The sequence below is a fragment of the Microcoleus sp. D3_18a_C4 genome (assembly GCF_036702415.1).
GTDB lineage: Bacteria > Cyanobacteriota > Cyanobacteriia > Cyanobacteriales > Microcoleaceae > Microcoleus.
This window is the reverse complement of sequence record NZ_JAUBTI010000008.1, coordinates 78,359-94,896: the sequence shown is the minus strand read 5'-3', so window position 1 is coordinate 94,896 and position 16,538 is coordinate 78,359. Positions and strand designations below refer to the sequence as shown.

The following is a 16,538-nucleotide window of genomic DNA, read 5'->3' as shown; positions in this document are numbered from 1 at the left end:
CCACAAGACCCAGTTTTCTCTAGTAAGGTTCTTGTGGTTGGTGTATTTGCATATTTTTATTCAATTCCTGAAGTTCTAAATACTCGCTGCTTTGTTCGTAATTGTAAGCAAACTCAAAAGCTGCTTCGTAAGTGTCGAAGGCATAATTAAAGTTACGTTTGGGATCTCCGCTAATCACCGTGACTGTACCGTGTTCGGCGTAGTGTTCATCATAGGCGAGGGTGCATCCCCATTCATCCCGTATTTCGTACCATTTTCCGCCTTCTTCAATTTCCCACCCTTTCCTTTTCTCAGTGATTTCGTAGATTTCGTGGGTTTTGAGTGTTTTTTCGCCAAAAGTTTCCATAGCTAGTGTTCCTCGATTACCTGATTGACTATTTTAGCTTCTGAAGTACATAATAAGAATATTCATTAGTCTCTCATCAATCAAATGACGGCAACTTTAACCGACCACGTAAAAGCTTCCACCGGATTTGCTGAAAGTACGATCGCAGCGGTGGTAAATTCCATCACAACCTTTCTTTCCACTTCGCTCCGCAACGGAGAAGAAGTCAAACTTGAAGGATTGGGAACTTTCAAAGTCACGGACAAACCCGAACGCCAGGGGCGAAACCCGCGCACCGGTGAAGCGATGACTTTCAAAGCATCTCGCAAGCCAAAGCTGACTTTCAGCAAAGGTTTCCTGACTTCTATTCAGCCCGATCCTAATGCTTTACCTGTAGCATCTGTGGCTCACGCTGTAGCCCAACAGGAAGCAAGAGCAATTCAACCTCCTCCGATTCCAGTAGATTTGATGACTCAAACAACTGCATCTACCGCGAACGAGCAAGTTTGGCAAATCAAAGCTCCCGATGGTTCGTTCATTGAAGCTGCAACCAGTGAATTATCCGGCTGGGGTGTTACCGCCAGCACGCCAGTTTACTCATCATCTACTGGCTGGAAATTAGCTGGCAAAATTCCCGAACTTGCAGGAATTGTCAAGTAAAGTTAAGCTTTAATTGATACCATTACAAAGAAACCCCGATTGATTTTCAGTCGGGGTTTTTTCTGTCCTTTAAACAAAACGGGAAAATATCGGATGTCTCAGACTCCCGGCTGCTGTAACTCCCAAATAAATTACTTCCACGTCCTTACCTAAATAATTCGATTGGTTTGTCCACATATCCGATCGCTCGCTATCATTAAATCCAGTTCCCACTTTTGCATTAACAATAGTCTCATCAACCATTCCTCGTACCAGCAAACTGCCTAGAGAATTGGTAAATTTGCCAGTACCTTTGGTAAATCCAACAACTGTAAAGCTGTTTTTAACAAAGTTTTTCACTTTCAGAAGATTGTTCGATCGAACCCCTGCATAAACAGAACTCGGATTTCGCAACATAATCCCTTCATCTGAGAGTCCAAAAGCTCTGACTAATTCTGCTTCAGCTTGAATATCACTCGGTGTATTACGGATAAGTTTCTGAGGAATGTAGCTAATCATTCCTCGTACTGGGATAATTTGCTCAATCAGAGCAACCATCTCCTGTGCTTTCATATTCGGATTAGTAGCAGAACCGATCGCAAATATTCTGAACTCAACTCGATATTTTTCAGTGATTTCGTAGTTAGTGCGATCGCGTACCAATCCCGAAATTATATCAAATGGTGTTGTTGGTATGTACAACTCACCATCTAAAAATGATAGATTGTTGGCGTCGCAGATGGCTCTACATTCGAGTTCAAGTCGATCGAACCCACCAACATACCGAGTTGTTCCGCTTCGGCTTCTCAATCCCCGATCTTTACCATCACGTGTATAAATACAGCGAAGTCCATCAAGTTTTGGACTACTTAACCAAAAACCGAGGTCATAGTTTTTGGTGGGACTGTAGCTATTTGCTAATTCTGGAAGCATACTTTAAATCCCTTGCTCTCAAGTTGAACTGAAAATTATTGAGCGGGTGTTTCAGCAAGAATGCAGCTAAGGGTTAGGAAGCCGCTTAACAAATCGTCAGTAACTGGTGCTTGGAAATTGACGGTTCCAGCTCGATCGATTTTGACTATTTGTAATCAGAGAGTTGCCATAGCAGAAACAAGCCGGGTGCATCCATCCGTAGCCAAACATCCACAAGTTCAGTTCGCTATGGCGGGATTTGCGCGATTACTGTCCTTATTTATTAAAGTTAACCCCGCTCAGTTAACGCGAAACTGAGCGGGTTAACTATCAGGTTTGTACGAGCAAACTTTGAGCGATAATTACTTCGCCGTCACTGGCTTCTCCGGTGATAAAAACCCCTGTGTATGGGTCAGAGCTGATGTTATCGCCGTCAAAGACATAACACACTTGGGGGTTTGCCAGTTGTTTGAAAGCGCTGTAAAGCTGTACCAAAAACTCGGATTGTTCGATCGGCCTTTCCAGCGTCTCTAATTCAGCTATCCCGCTTTGTACCTTAGTCGCTGCTGTCTGCACTTCAAGCAGCGCACTGGCGACTAAGGGTTTGAATGTTTGATCGAGCGTCTTGCACTCAATCCGCCGCCGTTCTGGGGCTTTGTAAGACGCATCTGGGTCTGCTTCCCTTACCGCAGCTCGTCGCATTGAAGCATCACGGGCGAGAAGGGCTTTGTTATCTAAGGCGGTTTTCGATCGTCTTACAGACAAAGGCGAATCGGATTCAGATTCCGGCCAGAAATTGTAATCGACTAAAATTTGGCGGAGCAATTTTGATGCCAAAGCTGCGGTTAGCATGGGTAATTTAATAGTTTTAACTATTTTATCATAAAAAAAAGATTCTAACCTCTTTTGAAGGTCAGAATCTTTTTTGATTTATCGTCTAGTGACCCGGCAAAACACTAATTAAAATGTGTACTCCGACTCAACGATCGCCTGATAAATCTCAGACAAACTTTGAATCGCGTCTCCCAAAACTAAGTCATTTTCTGTCGTAAAATCCTCACTATTTTCGTAGCTTGCGGGCGCGTAGCGCATCGCTTGATATTCTGGCTGACTTTGCAACAGTCTCAAGGATTCTTCAGCACCCGCAATGATTGATTTGATTTGTTCGATGGTCATGTTCGTCGCCCTTCGTGAAAGTACATCAAAATCTGAGAGCGAAGCATCAATTAAACCAAAGTGATAAAATCTGGTTTAATTCCTAGCTCGGTAAGTCTCTTTCTGGCATCACTCTTACTTTTCCTGTACATATAAAGCGTGGCAGTGTAAGTAACACCTTCAATGACAAATTTAACATCAACCAATATTCGTTTCATCGCTGCAATCACTCCACAAAACTTGAACGATCGAAAGTGAACGAGTATCAACACCGTGAACTTGCTCATGCAACGCCGTGCACTTTTCAGCAGCTACCTTATCGTCAAAGAATTCTGCTTCATCAAATTCATCAGTCCAATCAAATTTCCCCAACCACCACAAATCAGAACTTTCAGTTGCACTTCCGATCGAATAACTCGCCATACAGACTACAAACTTGACTTGGAACATGATTTAAAACCGGGAGCGACCCGGTAATCGCGCTAAATTTCTGGTTTTGTTCCTAGCAAATCAAAAAGATTTGCTGGCTGAGTCGCGATGGGACTTTCCTCAATTTCTTCGTACAAATCGTGGAGTAATTGGATCGCATCTTCAATTGAAATCTCGGTTCTTAACTGTTTTTCAGCTAATCGAAACATTGGTTGCTGGGTGAGTAGTCTGAGAATTTGCTCAGTTCCAGCTAGGATTATTTTGATTTCTTCAACAGTCATAAACTCTCCTTATTGAATCAAACCCCCAGAGCGAAAGCATTAGTTATTTTGATTTTTGATAGTCCTCTTCCTGCTGCCCGATCGAATAAGCTTCCTCCTGATACTCGCCCAAGTATTTATCAACTTCTGCTTGTTCGTTTTTTTTGATAATAGTCACAGCAGCAAAGTCTGTCAAACCTGCAACTGTCAAACCTGCCAAACCTAAAATCACAGACTTTTTGCTCAATTGTTTAGCCACAATATCTCCTGAAAATTACTTAAATGACGCGGAATCTGGCAGACTCACGCATTCCGTCTCTTCGGCGTAAGCGTGAGTATTTAGATGAATCAGAGCCACAAATCGCCGACTTGAATCAGAGGTCGATCGGCTTCAAGTTTCTGACGTAGAGATTTACGATGATATTGTCGATGGACGAAAGATGAACAAACAATCAGGTTTTCTGGTAAGTTATTGGTTTTGTCTTCATCAAGATGATGAACTATTTCACCTGTTCTGAGCGATCGACTGATCGATTGTTCGGCAATTATTCGGTGTAAGTAAACTACTTTGTAGTTCATAAGTCAATCGTTTAAAAATTTCCGAATCTTTTCTTTAACTGCCAATTCTCCTTTCAGTTTGATAGCTTCTCCTAAAATATCTATCAGTTCCTGAGAAGGAAAACCACAAAGTTCCGCTAAGTCGCCTTTTTGAAAGTGAAGCACAACCTCAAGGCGGTCTAGTAAATCCCAACTAGGCAGTGTGTGGTTGTTTTCTAGCTTGGAAATGTAAGTATTATCTACCTTCACAGCTTTAGCTAATTTCGCTTGAGTAAGATTTAGCAAGCATCTTTTATGCCTAATTGCTTCACCTAAAGAATTGATTTGAATTTCCATGAAATTAAGCTGGGAGCGACCCAGCAAAACGCTCTATTTACGACGTAGCAACCGTACCTGTGATTTGACTATTTCAACTTGCTTTTTAGTTAGCAAGTCAAAATCATCTTCTGCTTTGTTAGTTCCCAGAACCAAAACTTGACCGTGAACCACATGACCTTCGATTGTCATGCAAGTAGGCTGGCACTTCTTTATCAAGAATTCTTCATCACAAATCAGTGCGATCGACTTATCAGAAAAACTGCGGTAAGAAGCAACTTCGATGTAAGCAGATTCGCCTTCAATTCCTACCAAATTTTGCATTTCCTTGAAAGTCAGCATTTCTTTGGATTCCTTAACTTGAATGCCCTTGGAATTAATCAAAACGTAGAACATGATTTTTGTACCGGGAACGACCCGGTTATTATGCTATTTGCTGGCAATTTCGATCGACATACACAAGTCTCTAGCTATTTCGAGATGTTCAGGAGCAGCATAAACTCTGAAAGCGCCTTGTTTCCAAAGTTTATCAGGATTAAATGGATGAAATTTTATCTGATGCGGAATCTGAGCTTGTTTGATTCCAGATTCGATTGACTCATGTTGATGTGCATAAAAATCAGAAACTGTTACTAATCCGTTTTCAGTTTCTTGCAGTTCATTCGATGTCATACAGAATAATCTCCCCAAAAAAATCAATCCCTAAAAGCGAAAGCATTAATTAACCTCAGCTCCCCAACTATCCCAACCATTACGTTTCGATCGAGCAAATAACTCAATCTTTGAACCTCCTAATTTCTTGGCAAGTCGATCGGCAACTGTCCAGAATTCTTGGGGTTTTTCAGAATGTTTCGATCGACTTGCAAATATTGTATTAGGGATGTTGGTCAACCCGTGGCTTGTAAAACTCCCCGGATTTCCCTTTGTTGCTACCAAGAAATGCTCGGTGCAGTTTCTGCCGTAATGCCCAATCCCAAAGTTAACTTTCGGCTCTTGTTCGGTACTGGCTTTGGTTGTTTTCACCCACGTAAAGATGGATTTGTAGGTAAATCCCCAACGTTCCAGACAGCGAAAACCAAGCGGTAAATGGTTGTTTGTTACCCAGAGTAAAAGGTATGAGTTTTGATGTGCGATCGCGCTGATCGGCAAACTCAGAATCTGCTCGTCACTCATTGCCGGATAAGGACATCGACCCCGGTGAGTCGCATCAGTTTCTCGGAGAGTGAAATTCCACGGAGGATCGCAAACAATGAGCCGATAATCGATATTTTGAATTGGTGGCAGTCCAGGGATTAGGTTGAGGGCGATGGACAGTTTCAACTGTCCAATTTTGTCATCTGCTTGATATTTCATGCTTGATATTTGAAAGAATCAACGGCAATCGAGCAAAAGCAGTGTCTAGCAAAAAGTCTCACCAAAAGAGTCTTTCTGTTCACCATCAATCTCAATTTCAGAAACATTTGAACAAAACATCATTTGCATCCGCAGCGGTAGGTGATTGCCACTTCCAAGCTGGTTGTGAAGCCAGCCAATACACTCTCGCTCTGCGCCATCTTCTGAATAATGGCAAGCCATGATTTTAATCGGTCTGTTGATTCCTGCTAGATTGCCAGTTTCATCAGCGATCGTACCAATCAAGCTTTCATGTTTCGATCGATTGTAATTAGGAATATCAGCAACTTTGGCTGACTTTTTCCACGGGCAAGTTTTACATTGCTTAGTTTGATTCAGTTTCATGAGAAATTTCGGTAAGTATCAAACCCTTAAAGCGAAAGCACAAGTATCAAGCCCATTTACCAGCAATAATCTTGACCGTACCATCTTCTTCAATCTGAGATTCGATTTCAAATCCCTGAGCAATTAAAGCTGCGATCGTATTTTCTCGCGCATACCACGGCATCAGTGTTTCCATAAACTTCTGTGCATCACGCTTTGAACCATCGCGAGTTAAAAATTCAAACTCTCCTGTCTCAGTTAACTTGAAACCGAAGTCATAACCGCCTTGATAATTCTGCTTTCGTCGGATAACGAAATCTGCTATCTTGCTATTACCAAACGGGTCATGGATAGCACTATTGCGTTCTAGATGTGCTCCGGCAAGGATGCCGTTAAGACCAGATTCAATCATCTGTTGGAGAACTTTTTCAAGGACGATCGGGTTCTTGATTTGAGTTTTGATTACGCTGAGATGTGACATTTTCTTCATCTCCTAAATTGAGTAGTTTGGATATTGAACGCAAAAATCTACGAGTGACTTGCCCACAAAGTTTCATCCTCAGTTATTGTTTCTGTCATTGCTTCTGGGAGAAGTTCTTGCGATCGAATCTCTCCCATCGCTTTTTCTAACTCCTGGGTAACAGCAGTGCAATTAGACCCTGAAGCAATGACGCGCTCAGTAACACTGCCATCAAAGTTGATGGTGAATTCGATTTTGTAATACTGCATGATTCTGAAAGCCGGGAATTAATCTTGTCCGGCAGACGATGGCACTCCGACTTTGAGGTGATGCCATCGCAAATATCAAACCTTATTTTCAAATGCTTCAGCTAATTTGTCATCGATCGCAAAAGCAATAATTGCGATGGCACCTGCTATAGCTCCTTCATTTCCTGCTTGAGAAGCTTCAAGGAAACTGGGAATTTCATCTTTGTTAGTAAATAGTTCGTTGACTATTGATAAAGCATTTGTATTGCCAGCAACGGCGCTTGTCCAAACCATTGAAGCAAATGCCCAGCTATTCATTACTTGTTTTTGACCTTCATCAGTCTCGATCGTTTCCAGAATCGATAGAGGGTGAATGAATTCTTTAGACTCCATAAGTTAATCCTCAATATCAACTTCTAGCATTCTCAGTTCAGGCTGATGAACTTCTGAGTATTGGGAACTTGCGGACTTCGCACCCGATCGCACTGCCCAACCTTTCAACGCCTCAATCTGTGGCTGAGCAATCTGTGCTAGGGGGACACAATCGGCGATCGAGTCTAATAAATCACCTTGACTGAATTCTTCACCGCGACTGAAACCCTGTTGCATTCCTTCGTAAATAACTTGCTCAATCTCTGCCCCAGAGAAATCTTTCGACCGACTAGCTAAAAATTTAAAGTCAAAGTTTTTGCGATCGGAACGGACACGTTTGAGGTGAACTTGAAAGATTTGTTCACGTTCAGTTTGACTGGGTAAGTCAACCCAGAAAATCTCATCAATCCGACCTTTGCGAATTAGCTCCGCGGGCAAAACTTCGGGTCTGTTCGCCGTCATCACAACGAATACTGGTGCCGTCTTTTCTTGCATCCATGTGAGCAATGTTCCGAATACCCGTTGGCTTGTACCAGAATCGCCGTCACCGCCACTCGTGATGTTAGCGAACGCCTTATCAATTTCATCTATGAAAAGGATTACTGGTGCGATCGCCTCTGCTAACTTAATCACTTGCCGAACCCGCGACTCACTCTCGCCAACAATGCCGCCAAATAACCGCCCAACATCCAATCTCAATAACGGCAATTTCCATTCCGCAGCAATAGTTTTCGCAGATAAAGATTTGCCCGTGCCTTGAATGCCCGCCAGCAGCAAACCCTTGGGATTGGGCAAACCATACTCGCGGGCTTTGTCGCTGAAACTGTGCTCACGAACCCTCACCCAAGCCTTCAAATTCTCCAGCCCGCCGACAGACTCTAAACCGACTTGAACCGGAATAAATTCGAGAATCCCAGTTTCTCGAATCGTCTGCCTTTTCTCCTCAATTACAGCATCGATGCTCGTTTCGTCCACCTTCCCCGACTTTGCCAAACACTTCGCCAACACCCGCGCAATACGACACCGAGTTAAGCCCTGACAGGCTTTCAGCAACTGTTCTCGTGTTTCACTCTTTCCCAGCTTGATTTTGGTTCCAATCAGTCGATCGACCAATTCCGAAATCTCCTCGATGGTTGGCAATGAAAAATCCACAACCGTCGTTTCTTCCCGCAGTTCGATCGGCAGTCTCAATTGATCGGACAAAATAACCAACGTCCGCCGATCGCGCGCAATCTCGCGAGCCAGATTCTTAATCTCGCGGACGATCGGCAACTGATTGCTCGCTATCTGACCGTTAGTTCCTGGCGCTATCAAAGTCGCGAAGTCCTTCATCACAAATATTGCTGCTGTTTCTGGCGATGCTTTGATAACTCGTTCCAAACCCTGCATCGGATTACCTTTGGCGGCATTAGAGCTTCCTCCAGAATCAGACCAACCTCTGGCAAAATCCCAGAAATAGATTTGAGCTTTCTTAGCAGAAGCTGCTGCACATAGCAGCTCTTCCGCCGTTTCTTCCTCTGGCGACACTACCCACAGCAGCGGGAATCTCGCCGACAACATCAACTTGATTTCTTCTTCCATGATTGCTCCTAACTTATTTGTCAGTTTCTAGTAACAAAAAACAAATTATGTTTCTTGTTACTAGAAACGAAAACGTTATTTGTTACTCGTTACTGCTTTTTGTTTTTTAGCTTTTTCAGCTACTGGTTCCGTAACTGGTAAAGCTACCTGTACGGGCAATTCATGAATTGCCCCAGCAAGTTTAGCTTTGAGCTGCTCAATTTCTGTCAGAGCTTCATTTTTATCTGTTTTTAGCAAATTGATTTCATGCAAAGCATTGTCTAAATCTGCTGTCAATACTTCCTTCTCCACAAAAAATGCCCCAGCAAGTTGAGCTTTAGTTTCAGCAAGTTGAGCTTTGAGAGTTTCAACTTCTATTTGATACTCCTGGATGTCTGCATGAAGTGTTTCGTTATCAAAATCGACTTGTAAAGCAGAGCTGGATAAATGCTTTGTTTGTAAATTTGTGATAGTGGCTGAAGCTTCTTTCAATTGCGATCGAACCTGTTCTAACTGAGCCTCAAGCACTTGTTTCTCACCCACAGCAGCTTGCAAGACTTGAGTCTGAGAATGCAGCGATGAAATCTCGCGCTCCCGCGCCTCCAACTGTCCGTTGAGTCGAGAAATTTCGTTGACTCGATCGCGCGACGCAGCTTCATTAGCAGCAACTTCTGACAACCGTTTCTCAGCAATTGCTAATTTTGCTTCTAATTCGTTACGTTCGGCTTGCAACAAATCCAACTGCTGGCGAGACTGTTCGGAATCCGCTAACTGCTGTTTGTTCAGATTCATGTAAGCTTCCTTAAGTTCCGATCGTTGGCGATCGTACTCCGACTTGTAGAACCCAATCTCCATCTTCAACTGCGGAAAATCTTTGAGCTGCTGGCGCATGATTTCGTTCTCAGCAGCCAACGATTTCATTCGATCGCCTGAAACACTCGTATCAGCTTTTTGATAAGCCAACCTGTAAAAGGCGATCGCCATTTGATGAGAAACCTTAAGGATTTCTTCAGGAATCTCAGACTCGTCCAACAATCCATCATCCGCAGCCTCTAAAATCACTGATGCCAAATCTTTTTCTGATTTGCCTTTAATCAGCAACAGATTATCTGCCCGCCACTCTTTGAGCAGCTTGCAGATAATATCGGTACCGCCTCCGATGCCGTAGATTTCCTTTAAAGCTGCATTGACACTGCGGACTGCAATCCCAATCCGATTCTTCTGAAGCACCGCACACGCCACATCAACCATCTCTCGGCTGATGCCTGAGTATTGCTGAGTGCGATCGAACTCAAATCCCTGTAAATCCAAAGTCTGAAACGTTGTCGGTAACTTAGCCATTGTTCAACTCCGTTTTTGAGGCACGTTCTCGTTTTAATTCAGCAACCATCTCCAGCGATTCCAAAGCATATTGCTTGAGAAAATTCTCAACAGTTCCGTAACCGCTGTCGATCGCCACGTAGTCTATCTCCCTCCACAGAACCGCATCTAAGGTTATCGATTGCGTAACCTTTCTGTGTTTCAATTTCTCTGCACTTGCAGCAAATTTTTGACAAAAAGTCTCCGCACTTCCTGATGAAGCAATGTTGTGTTTGGTCATTTTTTTAAGGTCTAGAAACTTTTACCCAAAGTCAGGCAGTGCGTACTAAAAGTTCACTCGTAATCGTTTGTGAAACACAAACGATTACCTTTCAGGGCACTGCCGTCTCCTGAGCTTTGAAATAAGCCGTACACAACAGCCCTAGCAGATCGTTGATTACTGAGGCTGCTGGTTCTCAGAGACTTGGGCTATTTTGCTTGGCTATGAAACTATTGTATAACATTAATGTGTACACGTCAATGTTTAAATCTGTAGGTTGGGTTGAGGCTTTGCGAAACCCAACCTACTTTAAATTACGCTACAGCTATAGAAATAGCTGATTGAGAAGCTCTAGCCAATTCATTCAAGGAACACTGCAATATAGTGCAAACGGCAAGGGTCTCTTCAGGAGTAAACCGGGGTTTATGGCGCCCAGTCTCCCAGTCAGAAATACTTTTTTTCGTCACTTTTCTGTAACTTCCTAAAGCTTTGAACTCCCTACTTAATTGCGCGGCCAGGTCTTCTTGAGTCAATCCTGTACGTGAACGTAAGGTCATAAAACTGATTTCAGTTTGATTTTGATTTGGCACGTCGCTTATTGACGTGTACACAGCGATGTGTATAATAGCATGGTGACACATCGCTGTGTACACGTCAACCTCCAATAACAACCAGCGATCAGACTGAATTACGCCCCAGTCCGATCGCCATCCCCATTCTCGCAGCCATCTCAGCAAATTCACCCATCAAGCGAATCCCAAACGCAAAACCCCACCTAAAACATCAAGTTTCCCTTGCTCAAGCCAGCTTTGCTCAATAAAAAGCTTGATATTCCAAGCGGATATTCAGAAAAGACAAGCTGCAACCCCGAAAAACTGTCCCAAAAAAGTTAAGTACGGAGTCTGAAAAATGACAAAAAACGGATGGTGCCGCACCAACTACCACTCAGACGGCAAACGTCGCTACGGCAACCTGACCAACGGACTTTGCTGCGAATGCAGTTTGTCAGTCGCCGGGAAAGAAGCCGACAAAATTACACGCCTCCAAGAAAAAATCAATGACTTGGAACAAGAGCGCGAGCAGCTCAACGCAGAAATCAAACGGCTGCGGTTCAAACTGCAAACTCTCATCAAATCAATTGAAAAATCTCAAGTAAAAGCAAAATCATGAAAATCGATCGCGAATTAGCTACCCAACACCTCAGCTACCTGGGCTACAAACCAGGTGACAGCGTTTACCTCAGATTCTTCTACCACAGCAGCGACCCGCGCAAAAAGGACGACAGCGGACGCAAACTCTCCAAACTCAACTGGGAGCAAATCGAAAGCTATCAATCAGACGGGCGCGGAGTCTACGTCGTCGTCAACGGTGCCAACGGCGGACACACCGACGCAGACATTAAACAGTGCTGCGCCATCTTCTGCGAATGGGACGACATCCCCATCGCCGAACAGTTCGAGAAATGGAGCGAGTTAGGGTTTGTCGAACCCACCTTCACAATATTTAGCGGCGGTAAATCCATGCAGCCCTACTGGGTGTTTGACGAGCCGATCGCAGTTAAACAGTGGCGGGAACTGCAAAATTTGCTCATTGAAGTGATGAAAACCGATCGCAGCAACAAAAATCCCAGCCGAGTTTTTCGCCTTGCTGGCGGATGGCACGTCCAACCCGATCGAAAACCCGCCAAAACTGAAGTTATCGGCGATTCAGGGATTCGATACAATTACAAAGACTTGCAATTGCGGTTGGTTAATTTGCTGGTAGCTCATAAATCAACTCCTGTGACGAATTACCTCTCAACTCATGAAGAGCCTGCACTCCTTGCCACATCAGCATCTTACTCACCTTCAAATCCTACGCAAACACCACCGACGCTAACGAGTGATAAGCGCCCCTCACCGTTCGACTACAAAGCAGGCGTTCCCGAACGCTACAAAGATGTCACCGTCCCAGTGCCGATACCAGTGCCGCTAACTTGCGCTTTGGGCAAATCTGAAGATTATTTGGCTGGAGTATCGATCGAGCGAAATACCACAATGGCAGCGCTAGCCAGAGACTTGATCGGAGTGCAGTCAGAATTCGCTCAGTTGGAGCAAACTACCGATGATGATGCCTACACGTTATTTATAGATGCTTGCCGTTCCTGTTCGCCCGGCGGTGGCTGGGACGAACACGAGTGGGAGCAAATTTGGGCATCTGCTATGAAATCCAGTCCGATCGCCAGCATCACCCACCACATCACCCAGGGCGTGGAGAATTGCATCAGAGGCTATTACTGGCGCTTTCTCAAATCTCAAAGTCAAGCCGAGATTTTGCCTGAAAAAACCTCGGCTAACTCAACTGTAAACAAAGCTCTTGAATCTGACGATAAACTGATTCAAGATTACAACAAAATAGCATCTTTTTTCCGCAATCGCATCCGTCTTAATAAATTAACCAAGCGGATTGAAATTGATGAGAAACCAGTATCGATCGATCGAGCCAAAATTCAGCTAGCTGTCCGTCACGGAATCTTGGTTAAATCCTGCAAAGAGGACGTGCTCGACATCATCACGGAATTAGCAGAACAGAATCAATACTCGCCGATCGAAAACTATCTATCATCTCTGCCAGCTTCTGTTGACACATCAATTCTTGACAACCTTGCCGAGAGATACTTCGGCGTTGGTTCGGCAATTTACCAGACTTTCGTAAGAAAAACTCTCATCGGCGCAGTGGCGCGGGCGCTGTCACCGGGATGCAAACTTGACACAGCTTTGATACTTCAAGGCAAGCAAGGTTTCAAAAAATCTACTTTCTTCAAAATCCTCGCCGGCGATTACTTTGATGATTCGCTCGGTGCAGTTTCCGATAAAGATGAACGACTTAAACTTCACCGCGCCTGGTTTGTCGAATGGAGCGAACTAGAGAGCATTTTCAAGCGGCGGGATGTCAGCAATACCAAAGCTTTTCTATCGAGTTCGATCGATGCCGTTCGACCGCCCTATTGCCGTGACACTCAAGACTTCCCCCGCGCCAGCATCATCGTTGCCACAACCAATAAAGATGAGTTTCTTTCAGACGAAACTGGGAACCGTCGCTTTTGGATTATCCCAGTTCAAAAGCGAATCGATATCAAACTTCTAGCCAAAGAACGAGACGCAATCTGGGCTGCTGCTGTTGCTGCTTATAAGTCTGGGGAGAGTTGGTGGCTGGATTATGACGAAGAACTAACAGCCGAGACCATAGCCCAGGAATTTCAAACCACAGACCCTTGGTTAGAGCCGATCGTCAGCTACATCCAGCACCGGGATTGCATTCTTCTCGGTGATTTGCTGAACCATCTTCAGGTGGACTTGAGTCGGCAAGAGCGGGCGCACCAAATGAGAGTCACCGGCATTTTGAAAGTTCTCGGCTGGTCAAAAAATTACCGCACGATCAACGGTAAAAGGTGCAGAATTTGGGAAAAACAAAACCCAGAACAACCATCTGAAACTGAAAAAACAACCCCAAATTCCGAGGTGTACAGCGAAGTTGTGCAAGCTGAAACGCCCACACCGTCAGGTTTTGAGAATCAAGCTCAGCAGGTAAAACAACTTGAACAACCATTAACACCAAAAAAAGTTATTTTTTCTAAAACAGACAATGGTGTAACAGAAATACACACAGCAGGCACTGACAAATCCGAAAGTTTTGGTGATTTAAAAGTGCAGGTCGATCGCACCGATGTAACCGCGCCACAGCAAGGTCTCCAGCCCGCACTACCTGATAATTGCGAGGTAGATCCGACTGAAAAACAATCTGACGATGAAATTGCAGAGCTTGTTGGGTTTATTCGTGCAGCCATAGCCGAGAGCGATCGCCAATTCGCCAAAGATATTCAGGCCATCATCACCGAGGTTTGCAAATCTGGCACTGTCGATCGCAAACAAGTTTGGCTTGCTCTGACGCTTGATGAGCAAGCTGCATTAACAGCCTTGCTCAAACCTATCCCCGAAGCCCCAACCGAAACCACACCTGAAACCGCAGTTAAAACCACATCCGAAACCACTCCCGAAACCGCAGTCGAACCAGCACTAATTGCCCCGATAGACGCTCAAAAAATTCGAGACATCGCCTTAATCTGGTGGGATGAATTTTACTCAGAACAAACTCAAACTCTGATTATTCAGATGTTTGGCTGGCAGTCTCCGGGGACTAAATACGATGTCGCAACTATCAATCAGTGGCTGGAAACAGAAGATGAGTTAGTGCGCGATCGAATCCGTCAATTGTTCAATTTGAAGAACAATTCAACTGAGGAAACGCCATGAAAATCGAATTAGAACTGACGATCGAGCAACAATTTAAGCTCAAAATTTACGCCAATCAAGCTCAATCGCTGACACTTGAAGAGTCACGCATCTTACTCGTAGAAATGATGCGTCAAAACATGGTCAAAGACAATGTAATTAAGGATTTGCTGAGGAACCCGAATGAGTAACTTTTGCGATGCAACTGCTGCTGGAAAAATCCTTAATTGTAGCGATCGAACTCTGCTTCGGTACAGGCAACAAAACAAACTTTTAGAAGGCATTCACTGGGGACGCAATCCCAGCGGAAAAGTCCTCTACAATGAAGCATTGCTCAACCATCTCATCGTTTGTGGCGGAAGTATCAGTCACCCCGACCACCAGAAATTTATTCAGAGATATTTGAGCGATCGGCCAGAGAATCAGCCGTACTATACCGGGGCGAAAACGGGCAACAAGTCTGGCAGTTGTGGCGGGTTGACAAGTCCGGCATAGTTTTCGTACAAAGTGCGGACATCGTGACCTGTCAAACTGGCGATCGCCACTGGATTCATCCCAGCTTCCAGCCCGTGCGAAATCAACGTGTGTCGCGTCGTGTACGGTCGCCGATAATCTATCCCTAATTCTGCTAAAGCTGGTTTCCAGTAGCGGTTGCAAAAATTTTTGGAGTCGATCGCGAATCCACTTGTGCTGGTGAAAATCAAATCATCCGGCGAGAAGTCGCTTGCCCGTCTGTTCAACAAAAGCTGTTGCAGTCGCGGAGTTAGCGGCACCGTGCGGGCTTTGTTAGTTTTGGTGGATTTGCGCTGACCATTGCCCAAACTTTCCCCGATCCAGATGCGATCGCACTCACTGGAACAATGCCGCCATAACAAAGCTGCTGCTTCACCTGTTCTCAAGCCAACACCAAATTTAAACTCCACATAGTCCGCGTAGTTACTGAGGTTTTGGTCGGAGCGAAATTTATGGACGATGGCAGTGATTTCTGCTCGAGTGAAAGGTTGCGGGCGCTGTTTGGGCGGAACTGATGTTTTGATGTCCGTCCAAGGATTTTCAGTGACTAACTTTTTTTTCTGACCCCATTCCCAGCAAGCGTTCATCATGATAATCCGTTCGCGCACAGTGACGGGTTCAAGTTTCTGCGTCAAATAATCTCGAAAATTCTCAGCAACAGTTTCAGAAACAGCAATGGCGTTTTTGTTTCTGAAAAACGTTTCTATGTGTTTCTGTAATCCAACGTACTTAGCAAGAGTGCCGATCGAGATTGTGCGTTTTTTGTGTTCGGTGAATCGATTGAACAATTCAGTAACAGAGATTGATTCTTTTTTCTGGGGTTTGTATTTGGTGAGGGATGGATCGAAATTATTAGAGGTAATGTCGAGTTCGATCGTCCGGGCTTTGATTTCGGCTGCTTTGCGATTGGGTTTGGTATCTGGCAAACCGATATAAAGCCAGAATCGCTTACCTTGCCACGACCAAGCCAACCGCAGCCGATCCTTAAAAACTTCTATATTTACGGTGCCTTTGGGCATATCGCACTTTTATCGCGGTGAATGGCTGAACTTGACACATTTTGTCACCCCTAATTGAGAATGCCAAACTTTGCAGTTTGGTTGTAGAAACTGTAAAACCCGCTTTATGGGCGGGTTTTGGGATGGACACAACTGGACTCGAACCAGTGACCCCTACGATGTCAACGTAGTGCTCTAACCAACTGAGCTATGCGTCCTCACGAATTC

At 44.5% G+C, this 16,538-nt stretch carries 26 protein-coding genes and 1 tRNA gene; 5 read left to right on the top strand and 22 right to left on the bottom strand.

Annotated elements, in window-relative coordinates:
• Window positions 1-19: 19 nt before the first annotated feature.
• The gene (locus QUB16_RS06595) at window positions 20-346 is read right to left on the bottom strand and encodes a hypothetical protein (RefSeq protein ID WP_333315002.1); all 327 of its coding nucleotides are present in this window, start codon (window positions 344-346) and stop codon (window positions 20-22) included.
• Window positions 347-430: 84 nt separating this feature from the next.
• On the opposite strand from QUB16_RS06595, the gene QUB16_RS06590 reads away from it, so the two are divergent.
• The gene (locus QUB16_RS06590) at window positions 431-985 is read left to right on the top strand and encodes an HU family DNA-binding protein (RefSeq protein ID WP_333315001.1); all 555 of its coding nucleotides are present in this window, start codon (window positions 431-433) and stop codon (window positions 983-985) included.
• Between the two features lie 69 nt (window positions 986-1,054).
• On the opposite strand, the gene QUB16_RS06585 is transcribed toward QUB16_RS06590, so the two are convergent.
• From QUB16_RS06585 to QUB16_RS06495, 19 genes are all read right to left on the bottom strand, one after another.
• Window positions 1,055-1,897, bottom strand: coding sequence for an ATP-dependent DNA ligase (locus QUB16_RS06585; protein ID WP_333315000.1), 843 nt, complete (start codon window positions 1,895-1,897; stop codon window positions 1,055-1,057).
• A gap of 309 nt (window positions 1,898-2,206) precedes the next feature.
• On the bottom strand, window positions 2,207-2,728 hold the full coding sequence (locus QUB16_RS06580) for a hypothetical protein (RefSeq protein WP_333314998.1): 522 nt from the start codon (window positions 2,726-2,728) through the stop codon (window positions 2,207-2,209).
• A 108-nt stretch (window positions 2,729-2,836) separates the two neighbouring features.
• Window positions 2,837-3,052 carry a hypothetical protein gene (locus QUB16_RS06575; RefSeq protein ID WP_333314996.1) on the bottom strand — a complete coding sequence of 72 codons (216 nt, stop codon included), beginning with the start codon at window positions 3,050-3,052 and terminating at the stop codon, window positions 2,837-2,839.
• A 177-nt stretch (window positions 3,053-3,229) separates the two neighbouring features.
• Entirely contained in the window at window positions 3,230-3,481 is a 252-nt protein-coding gene (locus tag QUB16_RS06570) for a hypothetical protein (protein WP_333314995.1), read from the bottom strand.
• A gap of 32 nt (window positions 3,482-3,513) precedes the next feature.
• Window positions 3,514-3,741, bottom strand: a complete 228-nt coding sequence (locus QUB16_RS06565) for a hypothetical protein (RefSeq protein WP_333314993.1) — start codon at window positions 3,739-3,741, stop codon at window positions 3,514-3,516.
• A gap of 43 nt (window positions 3,742-3,784) precedes the next feature.
• The gene (locus QUB16_RS06560; RefSeq protein ID WP_333314991.1) at window positions 3,785-3,979 is read right to left on the bottom strand and encodes a hypothetical protein; all 195 of its coding nucleotides are present in this window, start codon (window positions 3,977-3,979) and stop codon (window positions 3,785-3,787) included.
• An 89-nt stretch (window positions 3,980-4,068) separates the two neighbouring features.
• Window positions 4,069-4,299, bottom strand: a complete 231-nt coding sequence (locus QUB16_RS06555) for an HNH endonuclease (protein WP_333314989.1) — start codon at window positions 4,297-4,299, stop codon at window positions 4,069-4,071.
• Window positions 4,300-4,302: 3 nt separating this feature from the next.
• Window positions 4,303-4,614: a helix-turn-helix transcriptional regulator gene (locus tag QUB16_RS06550; protein WP_333314987.1), complete on the bottom strand. Its 312-nt coding sequence runs from the start codon at window positions 4,612-4,614 to the stop codon at window positions 4,303-4,305.
• A gap of 33 nt (window positions 4,615-4,647) precedes the next feature.
• Window positions 4,648-4,989 carry a DUF3846 domain-containing protein gene (locus tag QUB16_RS06545; protein WP_333314985.1) on the bottom strand — a complete coding sequence of 114 codons (342 nt, stop codon included), beginning with the start codon at window positions 4,987-4,989 and terminating at the stop codon, window positions 4,648-4,650.
• 33 nt (window positions 4,990-5,022) lie between these two features.
• Complete coding sequence (locus QUB16_RS06540) at window positions 5,023-5,265, bottom strand: hypothetical protein (protein WP_333314984.1); 243 nt, start codon at window positions 5,263-5,265, stop codon at window positions 5,023-5,025.
• Between the two features lie 45 nt (window positions 5,266-5,310).
• Window positions 5,311-5,946, bottom strand: coding sequence for an MT-A70 family methyltransferase (locus QUB16_RS06535; RefSeq protein WP_333314983.1), 636 nt, complete (start codon window positions 5,944-5,946; stop codon window positions 5,311-5,313).
• A gap of 45 nt (window positions 5,947-5,991) precedes the next feature.
• Window positions 5,992-6,330, bottom strand: a complete 339-nt coding sequence (locus tag QUB16_RS06530; protein WP_333314981.1) for a DUF6283 family protein — start codon at window positions 6,328-6,330, stop codon at window positions 5,992-5,994.
• Between the two features lie 46 nt (window positions 6,331-6,376).
• Window positions 6,377-6,790, bottom strand: coding sequence for a DUF1257 domain-containing protein (locus tag QUB16_RS06525; RefSeq protein ID WP_333314980.1), 414 nt, complete (start codon window positions 6,788-6,790; stop codon window positions 6,377-6,379).
• Between the two features lie 47 nt (window positions 6,791-6,837).
• Window positions 6,838-7,038: a DUF2997 domain-containing protein gene (locus QUB16_RS06520; protein ID WP_333314979.1), complete on the bottom strand. Its 201-nt coding sequence runs from the start codon at window positions 7,036-7,038 to the stop codon at window positions 6,838-6,840.
• A gap of 75 nt (window positions 7,039-7,113) precedes the next feature.
• Window positions 7,114-7,410, bottom strand: coding sequence for a hypothetical protein (locus QUB16_RS06515; RefSeq protein ID WP_333314977.1), 297 nt, complete (start codon window positions 7,408-7,410; stop codon window positions 7,114-7,116).
• A gap of 3 nt (window positions 7,411-7,413) precedes the next feature.
• Window positions 7,414-8,970, bottom strand: a complete 1,557-nt coding sequence (locus QUB16_RS06510; RefSeq protein WP_333314976.1) for an AAA family ATPase — start codon at window positions 8,968-8,970, stop codon at window positions 7,414-7,416.
• Between the two features lie 75 nt (window positions 8,971-9,045).
• The gene (locus QUB16_RS06505) at window positions 9,046-10,290 is read right to left on the bottom strand and encodes a hypothetical protein (RefSeq protein WP_333314975.1); all 1,245 of its coding nucleotides are present in this window, start codon (window positions 10,288-10,290) and stop codon (window positions 9,046-9,048) included.
• Window positions 10,283-10,549, bottom strand: a complete 267-nt coding sequence (locus QUB16_RS06500) for a hypothetical protein (RefSeq protein ID WP_333314973.1) — start codon at window positions 10,547-10,549, stop codon at window positions 10,283-10,285. Before QUB16_RS06500 ends, QUB16_RS06505 begins: the two co-directional genes overlap by 8 nt.
• A 293-nt stretch (window positions 10,550-10,842) precedes the next feature.
• On the bottom strand, window positions 10,843-11,085 hold the full coding sequence (locus QUB16_RS06495) for a helix-turn-helix transcriptional regulator (protein ID WP_333314972.1): 243 nt from the start codon (window positions 11,083-11,085) through the stop codon (window positions 10,843-10,845).
• Between the two features lie 352 nt (window positions 11,086-11,437).
• Here QUB16_RS06495 and QUB16_RS06490 point away from each other — a divergent pair, with 352 nt between their 5' ends.
• Genes QUB16_RS06490 through QUB16_RS06475 form a run of 4 tightly spaced genes read left to right on the top strand, consistent with a single transcriptional unit; the run spans window position 11,438 to window position 15,294 of the window.
• Entirely contained in the window at window positions 11,438-11,698 is a 261-nt protein-coding gene (locus tag QUB16_RS06490) for a hypothetical protein (protein ID WP_333314971.1), read from the top strand.
• Window positions 11,695-14,820: a virulence-associated E family protein gene (locus QUB16_RS06485; protein ID WP_333314970.1), complete on the top strand. Its 3,126-nt coding sequence runs from the start codon at window positions 11,695-11,697 to the stop codon at window positions 14,818-14,820. The genes QUB16_RS06490 and QUB16_RS06485 overlap by 4 nt, the downstream gene beginning before the upstream one ends.
• Complete coding sequence (locus QUB16_RS06480) at window positions 14,817-14,990, top strand: NblA/ycf18 family protein (protein WP_333314969.1); 174 nt, start codon at window positions 14,817-14,819, stop codon at window positions 14,988-14,990. Before QUB16_RS06485 ends, QUB16_RS06480 begins: the two co-directional genes overlap by 4 nt.
• The gene (locus QUB16_RS06475) at window positions 14,983-15,294 is read left to right on the top strand and encodes a hypothetical protein (protein ID WP_333314967.1); all 312 of its coding nucleotides are present in this window, start codon (window positions 14,983-14,985) and stop codon (window positions 15,292-15,294) included. The genes QUB16_RS06480 and QUB16_RS06475 overlap by 8 nt, the downstream gene beginning before the upstream one ends.
• Here the strand turns inward: QUB16_RS06475 and QUB16_RS06470 are convergent.
• Together QUB16_RS06470 and QUB16_RS06465 are read right to left on the bottom strand one after the other, a co-directional pair.
• The gene (locus QUB16_RS06470) at window positions 15,231-16,331 is read right to left on the bottom strand and encodes a tyrosine-type recombinase/integrase (RefSeq protein ID WP_333314966.1); all 1,101 of its coding nucleotides are present in this window, start codon (window positions 16,329-16,331) and stop codon (window positions 15,231-15,233) included. The two genes, QUB16_RS06475 and QUB16_RS06470, sit on opposite strands and share 64 nt — an antisense overlap.
• A 123-nt stretch (window positions 16,332-16,454) precedes the next feature.
• Window positions 16,455-16,528 (bottom strand) — tRNA-Val (locus QUB16_RS06465).
• Window positions 16,529-16,538 lie beyond the last annotated feature (10 nt).